This window comes from Accumulibacter sp. (genome assembly GCF_023806625.1).
Classification (GTDB): Bacteria; Pseudomonadota; Gammaproteobacteria; order Burkholderiales; family Rhodocyclaceae; genus Accumulibacter.
The window spans coordinates 40,376-56,140 of record NZ_JAMTDX010000111.1; the positions used below are offsets into that span (position 1 = coordinate 40,376).

At 64.9% G+C, this 15,765-nt stretch carries 16 protein-coding genes and 1 riboswitch; of the genes, 6 read left to right on the forward strand and 10 right to left on the reverse strand.

Annotated elements, in window-relative coordinates; translation table 11 throughout:
• Positions 1 to 23 precede the first annotated feature (23 nt).
• The 8 genes from NFW05_RS17655 to rapZ form a co-directional block, all read right to left on the reverse strand.
• A complete protein-coding gene (locus NFW05_RS17655; protein WP_295309963.1) occupies positions 24 to 749 on the reverse strand; it encodes a hypothetical protein in 726 nt (241 codons plus the stop codon).
• Complete coding sequence (locus NFW05_RS17660; protein ID WP_295309965.1) at positions 746 to 1,282, reverse strand: hypothetical protein; 537 nt, start codon at positions 1,280 to 1,282, stop codon at positions 746 to 748. Before NFW05_RS17660 ends, NFW05_RS17655 begins: the two co-directional genes overlap by 4 nt.
• Positions 1,279 to 1,557, reverse strand: coding sequence for a DnaJ domain-containing protein (locus NFW05_RS17665; protein ID WP_295309967.1), 279 nt, complete (start codon positions 1,555 to 1,557; stop codon positions 1,279 to 1,281). Before NFW05_RS17665 ends, NFW05_RS17660 begins: the two co-directional genes overlap by 4 nt.
• A gap of 9 nt (positions 1,558 to 1,566) precedes the next feature.
• Entirely contained in the window at positions 1,567 to 2,472 is a 906-nt protein-coding gene (metF, locus tag NFW05_RS17670; protein WP_295309969.1) for a methylenetetrahydrofolate reductase [NAD(P)H], read from the reverse strand.
• Between the two features lie 9 nt (positions 2,473 to 2,481).
• Positions 2,482 to 2,835, reverse strand: coding sequence for a phage holin family protein (locus NFW05_RS17675; protein ID WP_295309971.1), 354 nt, complete (start codon positions 2,833 to 2,835; stop codon positions 2,482 to 2,484).
• A gap of 24 nt (positions 2,836 to 2,859) precedes the next feature.
• Complete coding sequence (ahcY, locus tag NFW05_RS17680; RefSeq protein WP_295309973.1) at positions 2,860 to 4,272, reverse strand: adenosylhomocysteinase; 1,413 nt, start codon at positions 4,270 to 4,272, stop codon at positions 2,860 to 2,862.
• Positions 4,273 to 4,378: 106 nt separating this feature from the next.
• Positions 4,379 to 4,451: riboswitch (S-adenosyl-L-homocysteine riboswitch) on the reverse strand.
• Positions 4,452 to 4,489: 38 nt separating this feature from the next.
• The gene (locus tag NFW05_RS17685; RefSeq protein ID WP_295309995.1) at positions 4,490 to 4,864 is read right to left on the reverse strand and encodes a NusG domain II-containing protein; all 375 of its coding nucleotides are present in this window, start codon (positions 4,862 to 4,864) and stop codon (positions 4,490 to 4,492) included.
• Positions 4,864 to 5,757, reverse strand: a complete 894-nt coding sequence (gene rapZ / locus NFW05_RS17690; RefSeq protein WP_295309975.1) for an RNase adapter RapZ — start codon at positions 5,755 to 5,757, stop codon at positions 4,864 to 4,866. The genes NFW05_RS17685 and rapZ overlap by 1 nt, the downstream gene beginning before the upstream one ends.
• Before the next feature lie 72 nt (positions 5,758 to 5,829).
• Between rapZ and NFW05_RS17695 the strand changes: the two genes are divergently transcribed.
• The 3 genes from NFW05_RS17695 (at position 5,830) to NFW05_RS17705 (ending at position 9,524) form a co-directional block, all read left to right on the forward strand.
• Entirely contained in the window at positions 5,830 to 7,008 is a 1,179-nt protein-coding gene (locus NFW05_RS17695) for a M20 aminoacylase family protein (protein ID WP_295309977.1), read from the forward strand.
• Positions 7,009 to 7,381: 373 nt separating this feature from the next.
• A complete protein-coding gene (locus NFW05_RS17700; RefSeq protein ID WP_295309978.1) occupies positions 7,382 to 8,062 on the forward strand; it encodes a response regulator transcription factor in 681 nt (226 codons plus the stop codon).
• Between the two features lie 37 nt (positions 8,063 to 8,099).
• Positions 8,100 to 9,524 carry a sensor histidine kinase gene (locus NFW05_RS17705; protein WP_295309980.1) on the forward strand — a complete coding sequence of 475 codons (1,425 nt, stop codon included), beginning with the start codon at positions 8,100 to 8,102 and terminating at the stop codon, positions 9,522 to 9,524.
• Positions 9,525 to 9,727: 203 nt separating this feature from the next.
• Here NFW05_RS17705 and NFW05_RS17710 read toward each other — a convergent pair whose 3' ends face one another.
• Positions 9,728 to 10,639, reverse strand: a complete 912-nt coding sequence (locus NFW05_RS17710) for a LysR substrate-binding domain-containing protein (protein WP_295309982.1) — start codon at positions 10,637 to 10,639, stop codon at positions 9,728 to 9,730.
• Positions 10,640 to 10,751: 112 nt separating this feature from the next.
• Between NFW05_RS17710 and NFW05_RS17715 the strand changes: the two genes are divergently transcribed.
• From NFW05_RS17715 to tkt, 3 genes are all read left to right on the forward strand, one after another.
• Positions 10,752 to 11,834, forward strand: coding sequence for a class 1 fructose-bisphosphatase (locus NFW05_RS17715; protein WP_295309984.1), 1,083 nt, complete (start codon positions 10,752 to 10,754; stop codon positions 11,832 to 11,834).
• Between the two features lie 45 nt (positions 11,835 to 11,879).
• Complete coding sequence (locus NFW05_RS17720; protein ID WP_295309986.1) at positions 11,880 to 12,755, forward strand: phosphoribulokinase; 876 nt, start codon at positions 11,880 to 11,882, stop codon at positions 12,753 to 12,755.
• A gap of 62 nt (positions 12,756 to 12,817) precedes the next feature.
• Positions 12,818 to 14,872 carry a transketolase gene (gene tkt / locus NFW05_RS17725; RefSeq protein ID WP_295309988.1) on the forward strand — a complete coding sequence of 685 codons (2,055 nt, stop codon included), beginning with the start codon at positions 12,818 to 12,820 and terminating at the stop codon, positions 14,870 to 14,872.
• Positions 14,873 to 14,938: 66 nt separating this feature from the next.
• Here tkt and NFW05_RS17730 read toward each other — a convergent pair whose 3' ends face one another.
• On the reverse strand, positions 14,939 to 15,601 hold the full coding sequence (locus NFW05_RS17730) for a LysE family translocator (protein ID WP_295309990.1): 663 nt from the start codon (positions 15,599 to 15,601) through the stop codon (positions 14,939 to 14,941).
• Between the last annotated feature and the right edge of the window lie 164 nt (positions 15,602 to 15,765).

Consider the following 15,765-nt stretch of genomic DNA (forward strand, 5'->3'; position numbering starts at 1 on the left):
CGTTCGACCGATTTGCGCCTGATCTAGAGCGCGGACTCCTCTTCGGGTTCGGGCGGCCGGACCCGGCCGGGCGCCTGCAGCAACTCGCTCGCTGCGTGGCGGCGCTGTTCCTCCCGCTCTCTCGCCCGAAGGATCAGCAGGACGTCTCGGAAGATCTCGGGATGTTCGTAGCGCAGCGTCCAGGCGAGTTCCATCCAGTCATGATCGTTGACTTCGGTGTGGTCGAGAAACGGACGGTTGATCTCCGGGTCCGAGAGGGCGTCGAGTCGCTCCTCGTCGCTCAGTTCGCCAGCCGAACGGTCAGGCTCGCCAAAGAAGTCGAAGGTGCCGGTGCGGAAGAAATGCTCGACGCTCTCGGCTCGTTCCGAGAGGTAATCGGCGAGTACCTCACAGCCGCCGTCACGTTCGCCGATCGCAGCGAGGAACTCGCCTGGATCGCCGTCAGGGCGAAAGACGACCGAGTTGATCATCCCGTGCAGGTGCTGATGAGTCTCGTCGCCGTAGCGCCTTTCGAGAAGCAGGGCATCGGCGAATTGCTCGGGGGTGACCAGCAGGCTGACCACGGATTCCCGCGAGGCGTCGAAATCGCGCAGAACGGCGAGCAGGTCCTTGGCCGGGAAGTCGTCGAGAGCGGCGACCAGTGCCCGGTCACCCTCGCTGTCCACGAGCGAGGCCAGCGCGGCTTCGGCACCGACGATGTCGCCCGCACGGATCAGCCTTTCGGCCTTGACGAGCACTGGATGACTCATTGCCTGTCCTCCGGGAATCCGCTCCGGCGATCGAAGCCCTGTTCGGCAAGCCAGTCGGCCCCGGCTTCCTCGAGGTCCTGGCCGGCATCGTCCCGGTCATCCTGAGGAACCTCATCCACGTCGCGCGGTGCGCCCGCTTGCCCTTCCACGGCCGACTGAAGGTACTCGAGACAGGCGGTGACGACCAGGAAACGATCGCCACCCGGATCATCGAGGACGATTCGCGCGAGCTCTTCGGCCCATGGCTCGAGCTCTACCGACCCGCGCAGTTCGGACCACGACGGCAGGGCTTCCGGTTCGAGCCCGGCGAGCCCGCCGATCACTTCGGGCCGTGCGAAGCGCAGGCCACCGTGAAAGACGACGGCGACCATTTCGGGGCTGTACTCGATCATCGGCAGGATCTCGGCAAGCTGCCGCCGTTTGATCTGCAGGCGCGCACGAAGGACGTCGTGTCCGGCTGAATCGGTCGTCAGGTCCTCGAGTTCGGCGTCGTATGCCGCCTTGAGGTCTTCGAAAAAGGGGGATAACCTCACTGCACGATCCCTTCGATGTAGTGTTTCCAGATTTCGCGTGCCGTCTCGAGAGGCTTGTCGAGCAGGTTGCGCCGCCGGTTCTCGTCGTAGGTGTGGCGGCGTCCCGCGTCGGACAGCGCCTCGTAAGCTTCCTGGACGTCGCGGAACTGTTCGGTTGCCTCGGGCGCCGCATTGCGATCAGGATGCAGGCGCAGCGCCTTCCGCCGGTAAGCCGCGCGGATCGCTTCGGCAGAGGCATCGCTGGCCAGACCCAGCACGGCGTAGTAGTCCTTCATGCCACTCCGTCATGCCGGTCGGGAGCCATCGCCCGTCGCCCCGTCGCCGTGGACGGCCGTAGTCCCGGCGGCCCTCTGGTGCAAGCCGAGCCGTAGCCACAACGTGCTGATCAGCGCCACCTGGTTGAGGGTGTAGAAGTGCAGGCCTGGCGCCCCGCTGGCCAGCAACTTTTCGCAGAGCGCCGTCACCACGTCGAGCCCGAAGGCGCGGATCGACGTACTGTCGTCACCATAGCTTTCGAGTCGCTTGCGAATCCAGCGCGGAATCTCGGCGCCGCAGTTGTCGGAAAAACGGGCCAGGCTGCTGAAGCTCGAGATCGGCATGATTCCCGGAACGATCGGTACGCGGATGCCCATCGCCTGGCACTCGCCGACGAAATGGTCGTAAGCGTCGAAGTTGTAGAAGTACTGCGTGATCGCCGAATTGGCGCCGGCATCGAGTTTGCGCTTGAGAGCCAGCAGGTCGTCGAGCGGGCTCTTCGCCTGCGGGTGATACTCGGGGTACGCGGCGACCTCGATGTGGAACCAGGCGCCGGTTTCCGCGCGAATGAACTCGACGAGCTCGTTGGCGTAGCGGAAGGTTCCCGGTCTGGCCATCCCCGAAGGCAGGTCGCCGCGCAAGGCTACGATCCGGTGGATGCCGTGTGCGCGATACTGATCGAGGATCTTGCGGATGCTCTCGCGCGTCGAGCCGATGCACGACAGGTGCGGTGCGGCGACGTGCCCCTCGCTCTGGATTTCGAGCACGGTGTCGAGCGTCCGGTCGCGCGTCGAGCCACCTGCACCAAAAGTCACCGAAAAGAAGTCCGGCCCGAGCAGGGCCAGGCGCGCCCGCGCTTCACGAAGCTTCTCTGCGCCTTCGGGCGTCTGGGGGGGAAACAGCTCGAGGCTGAACGTGTCGGCTGGCTGGGACATGGGCGAAACTCATTGCCGGCTCCTGCCGAAGGGCAGGAGCGCGGCGAAGATCGACGAGAAAACGCTGTACAGGATCGCGCCAAACAAGCCTGGCCAGAATCCGCTGACGACGAAGCCTTCAAGTAGCGAGCCCGCCAGCCAGAACATCAGGCCATTGACGACAAGAACGAACAGTCCGAGAGTGAGCAGCGTGACGGGTAGCGTCAGGACGATCAGGATTGGCCGGAGCAGGGCATTGACCAGCCCGAGGACGACTGCCGCGAGCAGCGCCGACCCGAACGACGCGATCTCGATCCACGGCATCAGATAGGCGACGCCCATCAGCGCCAGTGCATTGAGCACCCAGAGAAGGATCAGTCGCATCGCCGCTGCGCGTCCCGGCAACTCTCAGTAACGGTAGTGGTCCGATTTGTACGGACCCTCCTTGGATACGCCGATATACGCTGCCTGCTGGTCGGTGAGTTCGGAGAGCTGGGCATTGAGCCTCTTGAGCTGCAGCCTGGCCACCTTCTCGTCGAGGTGCTTGGGCAGGGTGTACACGCCGACCGGATAATCGGCGTTGCGGGTGAACAGCTCGATCTGGGCCATCGTCTGGTTGGCGAACGACGAACTCATCACGTACGAAGGATGCCCCGTCGCGCAGCCGAGATTGACCAGGCGGCCCTTGGCCAGCAGGATCAGCCGCTTGCCGTCGGGAAAGATCACGTGATCGACCTGGGGCTTGATCTCTTCCCAGCGATAGCCTTCGATCGAAGCGACGTCGATCTCGTTGTCGAAGTGGCCGATGTTGCAGATGATCGCCTGATCCTTCATGCGCAGCATGTGCTGGTGGGTGATCACATGGTAATTGCCGGTCGCCGTGACGAAGATGTCCGCCTTGTCGGCAGCGTAGTCCATGGTCACCACCCGATAGCCTTCCATCGCCGCCTGAAGGGCGCAGATCGGATCGATCTCGGTGACCCAGACCTGCGCGGACAGCGCGCGCATCGCCTGCGCCGAGCCCTTTCCGACGTCGCCGTAGCCGGCGATCACCGCGATCTTGCCGGCAATCATCACGTCGGTCGCGCGTTTGATGCCATCGACCAGCGACTCGCGACAGCCGTAGAGGTTGTCGAACTTCGACTTGGTCACCGAGTCGTTGACGTTGATCGCCGGGAACTTGAGTTCTCCCCTGGCGTGCATCTGGTAGAGGCGGTGAACGCCAGTCGTCGTTTCCTCGGTGACGCCCCTGACGGCCGCCAGGCGGACCGAGTACCAGTGCGGGTCACTGGCCAGCCTGCTCCCGATCGTGTCGAAGAGGATGCGTTCCTCGTCGGAGGATGGACTGGCGAGCGCCGATCGATCGGTTTCGGCTCTGGCGCCGAGGTGGAGCAGCAGCGTCGCGTCGCCGCCGTCGTCGAGGATCATGTTGCTGTACCCGCCGTCCGGCCAGTCGAAAATGCGGTGCGTGTAATCCCAGTACTCTGCGAGTGACTCGCCCTTGACCGCAAACACCGGGACGCCGTCGGCAGCGATGGCCGCTGCGGCGTGGTCCTGCGTCGAGAAGATGTTGCACGACGCCCAGCGCACGTCGGCGCCGAGCGCCCTGAGCGTCTCGATCAGCACCGCGGTCTGGATGGTCATGTGCAGCGAGCCGCTGATGCGCGCGCCCTGCAACGGCCGGCTCGTGGCGAACTCATCGCGGATGGCCATCAGGCCGGGCATTTCGGTTTCGGCGATGCGGATTTCCCTGCGGCCCCAGCCAGCAAGGCCGATGTCTGCAATGACGAAGTCGTGAGTAGGGGTATTGGTGTCCGACACAGCAAGGCTCCTTCAGCGAGGTGCCCGGAATGGAACGCCGTAGCGTGCGCTTGGCTGACGACTGGCGCATGCGCCCACCCAGCTTCCCATGCCCGGCACGGGGTTGGTTGGATGAGCGCCGTTGGTGAAATCCGAGCCTGAGACTGTCGGCAGACAGCCCTGCAGCGCTCCTCAGATCAACTCGATTATAACGGCTGGCCAGCGGACTGGCCAGCGGTCAGTAGGCCAGCGAATCGTAGGCCGAGCGGTACCCGCGTACCTCGATGCTGACCTGATTCGGGGCGCAGATGGTCATCTCTCCAGGGCGTGCGAGCCATCCCTGGCGCACGCAATACTGGCGCGGGCCGGGGTCGGCAGCCACGCGGACCCGCCGCCGATCGACGACGACCGAGGTGACGCCCAGTGGTCCGGGGACCTCGATCGTCCTGTTTCTCGACAGGTCGAGCTCGGCGTACACCTCGCCGCCGCGTCTGACGACGGCCTTTTCGGCGACTCCGGCCTGCCAGGCGAGCGGGAACGAGAGAAGACATCCAGTCAGCACCAGGCCGGCGACGAGCCAGTCACCGGGCCGGAACAGATCCAGCCAGCCAATCACGCCGCGCTGCCGGACAAGGCCGGATCCGCTCGCATGTCGCGATGGCGAATCAGCACTCGGGCACAGTCGTGAAACTGCCGCGCGAGCCATTCGGCGAAATACACCGAACGATGCTGCCCGCCCGTACAACCGATGGCCACGGTCAGATAGCTGCGGCTGTCCTGGACGTAAGCGGGCAGCCAGGCGCGAACGAAGGCGCAGATGTCGGCGCGCATGCGCAGCACCTCGCTCTCGGCCTCGAGGAATTCGACCACCGGCTGATCGCAGCCGGTCATCGGGCGCAGGCCGGGATCGTAATGGGGGTTTGGCAGACAGCGCACGTCGAAGACCAGATCGGCGTCGAGAGGGAGCCCGTTCTTGAACCCGAACGACTCGAAGAGCAGCGTCAGGCCCTGACAGGGATCCGGATTCTGATCGAGCCTGACGAACTGGCGAACCCACTCGCGCAGGACGTTCGGCTTGATCCCGCTGGTGTCGATATGGTGTCCGAGGTGGACCAGCTCACCCAGGCGCCGCCGTTCTTCGGCAATCGCCTCGGTCAGCGTCAGGCGGTCGCTGGCCAGCGGGTGTCGGCGTCTCGTCTCCGAGTAGCGCTTGATCAGCGTCGCGTCCTGCGCGTCGAGAAACAGGAACTGCAGGCGCAGATCGTTGGTGCGCAGCGCATCCAGCTGCAGCGGCAGCATCGCGACACTGTCACCGCCACGGATGTCGATGACCACGCCGACCTTGTCGTATCCCTGGAGATCGAGCTGCCCGACCAGAGGCTGCAACAACTGCGAAGGCAGGTTGTCCACACAATAGTAGTCGGCATCCTCGAGCACCTTGAGGGCGATGGATTTGCCGGAGCCGGACAGGCCGCTGATGAGCACCAGATGCATGGCGTCAAGCATAATCGATGCCCGGGATCAGTGGAAGATTCTGTGCGGCATAATTGCACGCGACCAGCTTTCGGAGCAAGGCTCATGAACATCCTCGAAATACCCTTTCTGTCCGATCTGACGGCCATCAGACGTGATCTGCACGCGCATCCCGAACTCGCTTTCGGTGAGCAGAGGACCTCGGAAGTCGTGGTGCGCGAACTGAGCGCCTGTGGTCTTGAGGTGCATCGGGGGCTGGCCCGAACCGGAGTCGTCGGCGTCCTGCGCCGGGGTACCGGATCGCGTGCTGTCGGGCTCCGCGCAGACATGGACGCGCTCCCGCTCGACGAGAAGAACGACTGTCCGCACCGTTCGAAGATCGAGGGCCGGATGCACGCCTGCGGGCACGACGGGCATACCGCAATGCTCCTCGGAGCCGCACGCTATCTCGCGCAGCACGACGTCGCCTTCGATGGCACCGTTTACTTCATCTTTCAGCCAGCCGAGGAGTCCGAAGGCGGCGCCGCGGTGATGATCGCGGACGGTCTCTTCGAGCGCTTCCGGATGGACGCGATTTTCGGCCTGCACAACTGGCCCGGTCTGGCGGTCGGCGAGATGGTCGTGATGCCCGGCCCGGTGATGGCCGGCACCTGCAGCTTCGAGATCGCCATCCGCGGTCACGGGTGTCACGCCGCCATGCCCCATCAGGGCGTCGATACGCTCGTCGTCGCCAGCCAGCTCGTTCTCGCGTTGCAGACCGTGGTTGCGCGCAATCTGCATCCCTGCGAGGCCGCGGTGCTCAGCGTGACCCAGATTCACGGTGGTCAGGCGTGGAACATCGTTCCTGACGATGCCGTCCTGCGCGGGACGATCCGCAGTTTCACCGCGGCCACCCAGGACCTCGTCGAGCGGGCCGTCGAGAGGCTCTGCACCGGCATCGCCAGCTCATTTGGTGCCCAGATAGCGGTTCGCTTCGATCACCATTATCCCCCGACGGTCAACAGTACTGCCGAGAGCGAAATCTGCCGCCGCGTCGCTAAACGGCTGCTCGGCGCCGAGCGGGTTCGCGGCGATGAACTGCCGTCGATGGGCGCCGAAGACTTTGCCTACATGCTTCGCGAGAAACCCGGCTGTTATGTCTGGCTGGGCAATGGTCCCGGCACCGGTGGCTGCACACTGCACAACCCGCACTACGACTTCAACGACGAAGTCCTGCCACTCGGCGTGAGCTACTGGGTCAACCTGGTTGAGGAGGTGCTGCCGGCCGCTCCGCCACAGCAATGAGCGGCTAGCGTGCCGGGGGCGGCGAGCCCGATGAACCGGCTGGCCGACGTCACGGGCGCCGGCCTCCGGCCTCCTCTCGTCGAGCCGACAGGTTCGCGGAGTCGGTCGAGGAATCGCGCCGTACGCGTTGGCCAGGCCCTTTTTTTGCTACACTCGCCAGGTGGACGGCCGGTTGCGTTCGGCCGGGGCGGCGACCGCAAAAAAATGGCGGGGAGCGCCCGGTGCAGTATTTTCAGGCGCTCCCCGAGTTCCGGCCTGAGCCTGAACTCCGAAGACCATAAAAAGGAGAACAGCGTGCGCAGCTTAAGAGAGGGGACTTACAGACAACTTACGCCGCGGGATCTGTCGTGCGCCGGGCCACGGATCACCAGTCATGCGCATTCTGCTTGCTGAAGACGACCGGATCATCGCCGACGGTCTGTGCCGGTCACTGCGCCAGGGAGGCTACGCCATCGACTGCGCGTACAACGGCGTCGATGCCGATACGGCATTGATGACCAACGCCTACGACCTGCTGATCCTCGATCTGGGTCTCCCGCGCCTGTCGGGTCTCGATGTCCTCCGCCGCCTGCGGGCCCGAAAGGCGGCGACGCCGGTGCTCATCCTCACTGCCCTCGACGGGCTCGAAGATCGCGTCAAGGGCCTCGACCTCGGCGCCGACGACTACATGGCCAAGCCCTTCGAACTCGCCGAACTCGAAGCGCGAGTCAGGGCGCTCAGCCGTCGCTCTTCAGGCACCTCGCGAATGATCGAATGCGGGGCGCTGACTTTCGACCAGACCGATCGCTGTGCGCTGGTCAACGGCGAGATGCTCGAACTGTCGGCACGCGAGCTTGGCTTGCTGGAAATCCTGCTGCTCAGGGCGAGGAGGCTGGTCAGCAAGGACCAGCTCGTCGACCACCTCTGCGGCTGGGGTGAGGAAGTCAGCCACAACGCGATCGAAGTCTACATCCACCGCCTGCGCAAGAAGCTCGAATCGACCGGGGTCAATATCATCACCGTCCGCGGGCTCGGCTACTATCTTGATAAACCTGCGGAAGAAAGAAAGTCCTGAGACTCGCCGATCGCTGTTCGGCGAGATTCTCGACTGGATGCTGGCACCGCTTCTCTTCGTCTGGCCGATCAGCATCGCGCTGACCCACTACTTCGCCAGCAGCGTGGCCAGCTTCCCCTACGATCAGTCGCTGCGCGAGCGGGCGCTGGCCATTGCGCGCCAGATCCGCTTCAGCGACGGCCGGCCGGAGCTGCCGATGTCACGGATGGCCCAGGCCTTCCTGCGTTCGGACGAGACCGACAGCGTTTATTTCCACCTGCTGGCCGACGATGGCCGCTTGCTCGCCGGCGACGAGGAGCTTCCCGTGCCCGTGGCGTTGCGCTCGCTGCCCAAGGGGGATCCCGGAGACGTGCTGTTTCGCGACGACGATTATCGCGGCCAGGCGCTGCGGGTTGCCTACACGTACCTGTACCCGGAAGGTGACCCGGGCGGTACGGGCGCACTGATCGAGGTGGGCGAGACGACCGAGAAGCGTTCCCAGTTGGCCAACAGGATCATCGCCAGCGTGATCCTGCCGCAGTTCGTGATCATCCCGCTGGCCGTCGTCCTCGTCTGGCTCGGCCTGTCGCAGGGCTTGCGGCCGTTGACCCGGCTTCGCGAACGAATCGAGGCGCGGCCTGCTGAAGATCTGTCGCCGATCGCCCTGCGCCGTGTTCCGGAAGAGTTGCAGCCGCTGACCGAAGCCTTCAACTCGATGCTCGAGCGTCTGCAGCACAGTGTCGCCGCGCAAAGGCGGTTCATCGCCGACGCCGCGCACCAGATGCGTACCCCGCTGACCGGCCTGAAGACACAGGCGCAGCTGGCCATGCGTGAAACCGATCCAGTCGAGCTTCGGCATGCACTGAGGCAGATCCTCAGCGGTGTCGACCGTGCCTCTCACCTCGTCGACCAGCTGCTCGCACTGGCTCGTGCCGAGGCCAGCGGGCGCGCCCAGCAGGCCCTCGTTCCCGTCGATCTCGATCAAATCCTGCGGGAAGTGGTCGAGGGCTGGTTCTCCCGTGCGCTCGAAAAGTCGATCGATCTCGGCTACGAGGAGGCAGGCGGCGTGTGCATCCGCGGCAATGCCTTCCTGCTTCGCGAGATGATCAGCAACCTGCTCGACAACGCGCTGCGCTACACGCCGGCCGGCGGGCGGGTCACCGCACGGGCCATCGCCCAGGGGGACTTCGCGTTGCTCGAGATCGAGGACAACGGCCCGGGAATTTCGGAGGACGAGTCGCAGAAGGTCTTCGAGCGTTTCTATCGCGTCGATGGAAGTGATGCCGAGGGTAGTGGGCTGGGTCTGGCGATCGTTCGCGAGATCGCCGAGGTCCATAAGGCGGCGGCAAGCCTGCGGCCCTGCGCGCGCAGCGGCGACGGCGGCCGGCAATCGGGTTGCGTTGCCCGGGTGGTGTTTCCCGCCCATCGCGTCGAGCCTGTCCGCCCGCAGATCCGCGAACCCGTACAGACGGGCTTTGCCTGACCTGGGCGAAAGTACAGCAGCCTTGGCTCAGAGGCTGTGAATGAATCTGCTGCGAAGCCAGTCTGCGCTGTTGCGCGCTCGCTCACTTCTCGCCCATCCATCTGATATGTCTCGTCGTTCGCTCGAGGAGGGAAAGGAAGGAACCCTCCCCCTTCCTGGCGCCTGGCCTATCGGCCTGCTCGAGACGATTTCTTCACAACCTCTCAGACGAGCCTACTGAGGTAGGCCGGAGCGGACTCGACGACAAAGCTCCAGAACGCGGCCAGTACCGGACTGAGGTGCTTGTTCCGGTGGCGGACGATGTGCCAGCGCCGGATTACCGGTGTGCCCTCGACTTTCAGGATGCTCAGCCTACCGGCGCTCAGTTCAAGCCCGAGGGTGTGCTGGGAGATGAAGCTGATCCCCAGCCCGGCGATGACCGCCTGCTTGATCGCTTCGTTGCTGCCCATTTCCATGCCGATTCGCGGCTTGATCGAGTGCTCGTGAAAGAATTCCTCCATCGCCGAGCGGGTTCCCGACCCCATTTCACGAACGATCAGCGTCTCGTTCGCCAGGTCTTCGACACTCACGCGGGCAAGGCTGCTCAACGGGTGCCCTGTGCTGGCGACGATCACCAGCGGATGCGGTGCGAAAGCGACGGCGATGGCATCGAGCTCTGCAGGCGGCCGGCCCATGATCGCCAGATCGACCTCGTTGCCAGCGAGGAGGCGGATGACCGTGTCGCGGTTGTCGATGAGTAGGCGGATTCGCACCTCGGAGTGGGTCTCGCGGAACGCGGCGAGCAGCCCCGGGGCGAAGTACTCGGCCGTGCTCGCCACGGCGATGGCGATTCTCCCTCCCTTCAGGCCTTTCAGAGCCAGCAGCGCCTCGTCGGCCTCCTTCAGCGACTGCAGGATCTGGCGGGTGTGGTCGAGGAGGATTTCTCCGGCCTCGGTGAGGAATACACGTTTGCCGATGCGCTCGAAGAGCCGGGTTCCGCAGACCTCCTCGAGTTGCTTGATCTGCAGCGAGATCGCCGCATGGGTCAGGTGGAGCCTCTCCGCTGCGCGCGCGAACGAGAGATGGTTGGCGGCAACCGAGAAGATCTGCAGCTGCCGGATCGTCGCGTTTCTCATACATTAGCGAAAGGTTAACTAAACAAACAATAGCATTAACTGGAGTTTTTGCATCAGCTCGCTAGAATCCAGGCCATCCCTAACCGACCATCACAGTGTGTGGAGTATCGCCATGTTAAGCGGACGTACGAACGTCAACAAGTTCCTGATCGAGGAGCAGCGCCGCAACCCGGCTCTCGGAGGCGAGTTCTGCATGCTGATGAGCGACGTCGTGCGCTCGTGCAAGGCCATTGCCCAGGGTGTCTCCCGGGGGGCCCTGGCTGGCGTCCTCGGTGACGCCGGCAGCGAGAACGTCCAGGGTGAGGCGCAGAAGAGGCTCGACGTGCTGGCCAACGAGGCGTTCATCAATCACTGCGATTGGGGCGGGCACCTCGCGGCGATGGCCTCCGAGGAACTGGACGACATCTACCGGATTCCGCCCGAATATCCGCGCGGCCGGTATCTGCTCGTCTTCGACCCGCTCGACGGTTCGTCGAACATCGACGTCAACCTCTCGGTCGGCAGCATCTTTTCCGTACTCCGCTGCCCCGAGAGCGCTGTCGTTGAGCAGCCGACGGCCGCCGACTTCCTGCAGCCGGGCAGCCGGCAGGTTGCCGCCGGTTATGCGCTTTACGGTCCGTCGACGATGCTCGTCCTGACCGTCGGCAACGGCACGCACGGCTTCACGCTCAAGCGCGACATCGGCGAGTTCGTGCTGACTCATCCCAATCTGACCATCTCGCCGGAGACGCGCGAGTTCGCGATCAACGCCTCGAACGAACGCTTCTGGGAAAAGCCGATCCAGCGCTACGTCAGCGAGTGTCTGGCTGGGCAGACCGGAGTCAGGGAGAAGGACTTCAACATGCGCTGGGTGGCTTCTCTGGTTGCCGAGGTGCACCGCATACTGATGCGCGGCGGCGTGTTCATGTATCCGCGCGATACCAAGGACATCAGCAGGCCGGGGCGTCTGCGTCTGCTGTATGAAGCGAGCCCGATGGCGATGATCGTCGCCCAGGCGGGCGGCCTGGCATCAACCGGCCGGGAAAGGATTCTCGATGTCCAGCCGACCAGCCTGCATCAGCGCGTGCCGGTGATCCTCGGCTCGCGAGACGAGGTCGAACGGATCGAACGCTACCATCGCGAGCACGAGACCGGCGAGGATCAGCCCTTCAGGTCGCCACTTTTCGCGACGCGCACACTGTTCAGGGACTACTGAACAATCACCTGCCGCCCACTTCCCTTCCCGCCACGGAGACAGAGCATGTCAGTCAAGAACCCGGTCATCGCCATCACCGGTTCCTCGGGCGCCGGTACGACCTCGGTGACCAGAGCCTTTCAACACATCTTCCGACGCGAGGGCCTCAACGCGGCGATCATCGAGGGCGACAGCTTCCACCGCTACGATCGGCAGCAGATGCGCGAACAGATGGCCCAGAGGAGCCTCGCGGGGGACCATCACTTCAGCCATTTCGGGCCGGAGGCCAATCTGCTCGTCGAACTGGAGGGCCTTTTCCGCGAATACGGCGAGACGGGCAGAGGCAAGTGTCGGCATTACGTCCACGACGAGGCCGAGGCGGAACTCTACGGTTCGCCGCCGGGAACGTTCACCGGCTGGGAAGACCTGCCGGCAAGTACCGATCTGCTCTTCTACGAAGGGTTGCACGGTGCCGTGCGGACCGAGGTGGTCGACGTCGGTCGCCATGTCGATCTGTGCATCGGCGTCGTGCCGATCATCAATCTCGAATGGATCCAGAAATTGCAGCGCGACAAGGCGCAGCGTGGCTACTCGACCGAGGCCGTCGTCGACACGATCCTCCGCCGCATGCCCGACTACATCAACTACATCTGCCCCCAGTTCTCCCGGACGCATGTCAACTTTCAGCGCGTGCCGACCGTCGACACCTCGAACCCATTCATCGCCCGGGACATTCCCACGGCCGACGAGAGCATGGTCGTGATCCGTTTCGCGGATCCCAAGGGTATCGACTTTCCATACCTGCTGAGCATGCTCCACGACTCGTTCATGTCGAGACCGAACATCGTCGTCTGCCCCGGAGGAAAGATGGGCCTGGCCATGCAGATCATCTTCACGCCGATGATCCTGCAACTCGTCGACCGGAAACGCCGTTCGCGCTGATTGTGCAGCGAGGCCCGCCTCTTCGCGCGCCCGCCTCCATACCCTGACTCAAGGAGCCATTCGTGCCCACCGAATCACGCAAGTTCCGCCGACGCTGTGCCAACGCGCTGCGCTTCCTGTCCATCGACGCCGTGGAGGCGGCGAACTCCGGCCATCCGGGAATGCCGATGGGCATGGCCGACATCGCCGAAGTGCTCTGGCGTCGCCATCTGAAGCACAACCCGGGCAATCCGCAGTGGGTAGACCGGGACCGCTTCGTCCTGTCGAACGGCCACGGGTCGATGCTGCTCTACGCGCTTCTCCATCTGACTGGCTATGACCTGCCGATCGGCGAGATCAGGCGTTTTCGCCAGTTGCACTCGAAGACTCCGGGGCATCCCGAACACGGCGTGACGCCGGGAGTGGAGACGACGACCGGCCCGCTCGGGCAGGGCCTGGCCAACGCAGTCGGCATGGCGCTGGCCGAACGCCTTCTCGCCGAGACCTTCAATCGTCGGGACCACCGGATCGTCGACCACTACACTTACGCCTTCGTCGGCGACGGTTGCCTGATGGAAGGCATCTCGCACGAAGCCTGTTCGCTTGCCGGGCGACTGTCACTCTCGAAGCTGATCGTCTTCTACGACGACAACGACGTCTCGATCGACGGCCACGTCCAGCCGTGGTTCGCCGACGATACACCGAAGCGCTTCGAAGCCTACGGCTGGCGGGTCATCCCGCACTGCGACGGCCACGACGTGGACTCGATCGAAGCGGCGATCAGGATCGCCAGGACGTCGACGGGCCGGCCGACGCTGATCTGCTGCAAGACGATGATCGGCTTCGGCTCACCGAACAAGGGGGGGACCCACGACGTGCACGGTGCACCGCTCGGCTCGGCCGAGATCGTCAATACGCGGCGGCAGCTGGAATGGCCGTATCCGCCGTTCGAGGTTCCGGCGGACGTGCGCACCGGCTGGGACGCCCGACCTCGCGGCGAAGCCGCCGAGTACGCCTGGGAGGCGGCTTTCGCGGCGTATCGCGCGGCTCACCCCGAACTGGCCGCCGAGTTCGAGCGGCGGATGCGCGGCGAGTTGCCCGTTGACTGGCCGGAGCGAGTCGTGCAACTACTCGACCGGCTGGCCGGCGAGAACGCTCCGGTGGCCACGCGCAAGGCCTCGCAGAACACGATCGAAGCGCTCGCCCCTTGTCTGCCCGAGCTGCTCGGCGGTTCGGCCGACCTGACTGGATCGAACCTGACCAACTGGAGCGGGACGCGTCCGGCGAACCGTGAGGCCGGGGGCAACTATGTCAACTATGGCGTGCGCGAGTTCGCGATGATCGCGATCGCCAACGGCATCGCCCTGCACGGGGGCTTCATCCCTTATACCGCGACCTTTCTCGTCTTCTCCGACTATGCCCGCAACGCGATCCGCCTCGCGGCGCTGATGAAGCAGCGGCAGCTGATGGTCCTGACCCATGATTCGATCGGCCTCGGCGAAGACGGTCCGACGCATCAGCCGATCGAGCAGGCGGCGTCCTTGCGGCTGATTCCGGGACTCGACGTCTGGCGCCCGGCCGACGCCCTGGAAACGGCGGTTGCCTGGGTCGCGGCGCTCGAGCGCCGCGACGGTCCCTCGTGTTTTCTTCTTTCGCGGCAGAACCTGCCGGCTGTGCAGCGCGACTCCGCGCAGATCGCCAGCATCAGACGCGGTGCCTACATTCTGCGTGAGCCTGAAGACGGATCGCCGCGAATCGTGCTGCTGGGAACCGGATCGGAGCTCAGCCTCGCGCTCGAGGCGCAGGCGGCGCTCGGCCAGGAAGGAATCCCTGCCCGTGTCGTGTCCATGCCCTGCTCGAGGCGCTTCGATCAGCAATCGCCAGACTATCGTCAGCAGGTCCTGCCTGCCGGTGTGCCCGTGCTGGCCATCGAAGCCGGTCACCCGGATCTCTGGTGGAAGTACGTCGGTTCCAGCGGTGCAGTCGTCGGTATCGACCGCTTCGGCGAGTCGGCCCCGGCCGGCGAACTCTACGAGCATTTCGGACTGACCGCCGCAGAGATCGTCAGCCGCGTGTGGGCACTGCTGCGTGGCGACACCGAGGCGCCGACCGATCGGCAGGCTGCAAAGCGAAGCTGACCGCCCGGCCCGGTCTCCGTCAGGAACAGTCTTCAGCGCGGCCGTTGCCGGCGACTGCGGATCAGCTCAGCCCGGGACGCGGACCGGCGCTCCCGACGGGATTCGCGGCGCCGGGGCCTCGGCGGGCCCATCGGCCACGGTGGCCAGGAGGGCGAGGCCGATCAGCACGCCGGCACCGAGGTGGCGCGCACGGCGCTGGATGCCCGGGTTGCTCGCCAATGCTCGCCATACCGGGCTCGCTGCCAGCACGTAGAGGCAGTCGGTGATCAGGGCGATCAGGACGAAGAGCAGGCCGAGGAGAGCGCCCTGGAGCAGTGGGGATGCCTCCGGATCGACGAATTGCGGGAGGAACGCCGTGAAGAACAGCGCAGTCTTCGGATTGAGGGCGGCGACCACCCAGCCGTCCCGAACGATCGTCGACGGACCGGCCGGCAGGGGTATGTGCGTCGGCGAAGAGCCGCGGTTGCGCAAGGTGCTGATCGCCAGGCCAGCGAGATAGAGCGCTCCGCCGTAGCGCAGCGTCGCAAAGGCCGGCGGCCAGGCCGAAAGAACGGCGGCGAGTCCGGCCGAGGTGGCGATCGCACTGCTCAGGTTGCCGAGAGCGACTCCGGCAACCGAGCACAGGCCGGCGCTGCGCCCTTGCGCGATCGTCCGGGCCAGGATGTAGAGGAGCCCTGGGCCGGGGGTTGCGGCGAGAAGGAGGCTGGCGGCGAAGAAGGTGTGCGACATTGCCGGGAGGACGTGAAAGCCTCGCCTTCGACCGGGTCGATCGCGCGATCGTCTGCGGGGCGCCGTGAGGTGTCCAGTCTAGCTCAACTTGGTCCGCCGGCCGAGCTGCCAGGGCGATCGCATGAATGCCATTGTCGTAGACCCTCGAAGATAATCGTTTACGC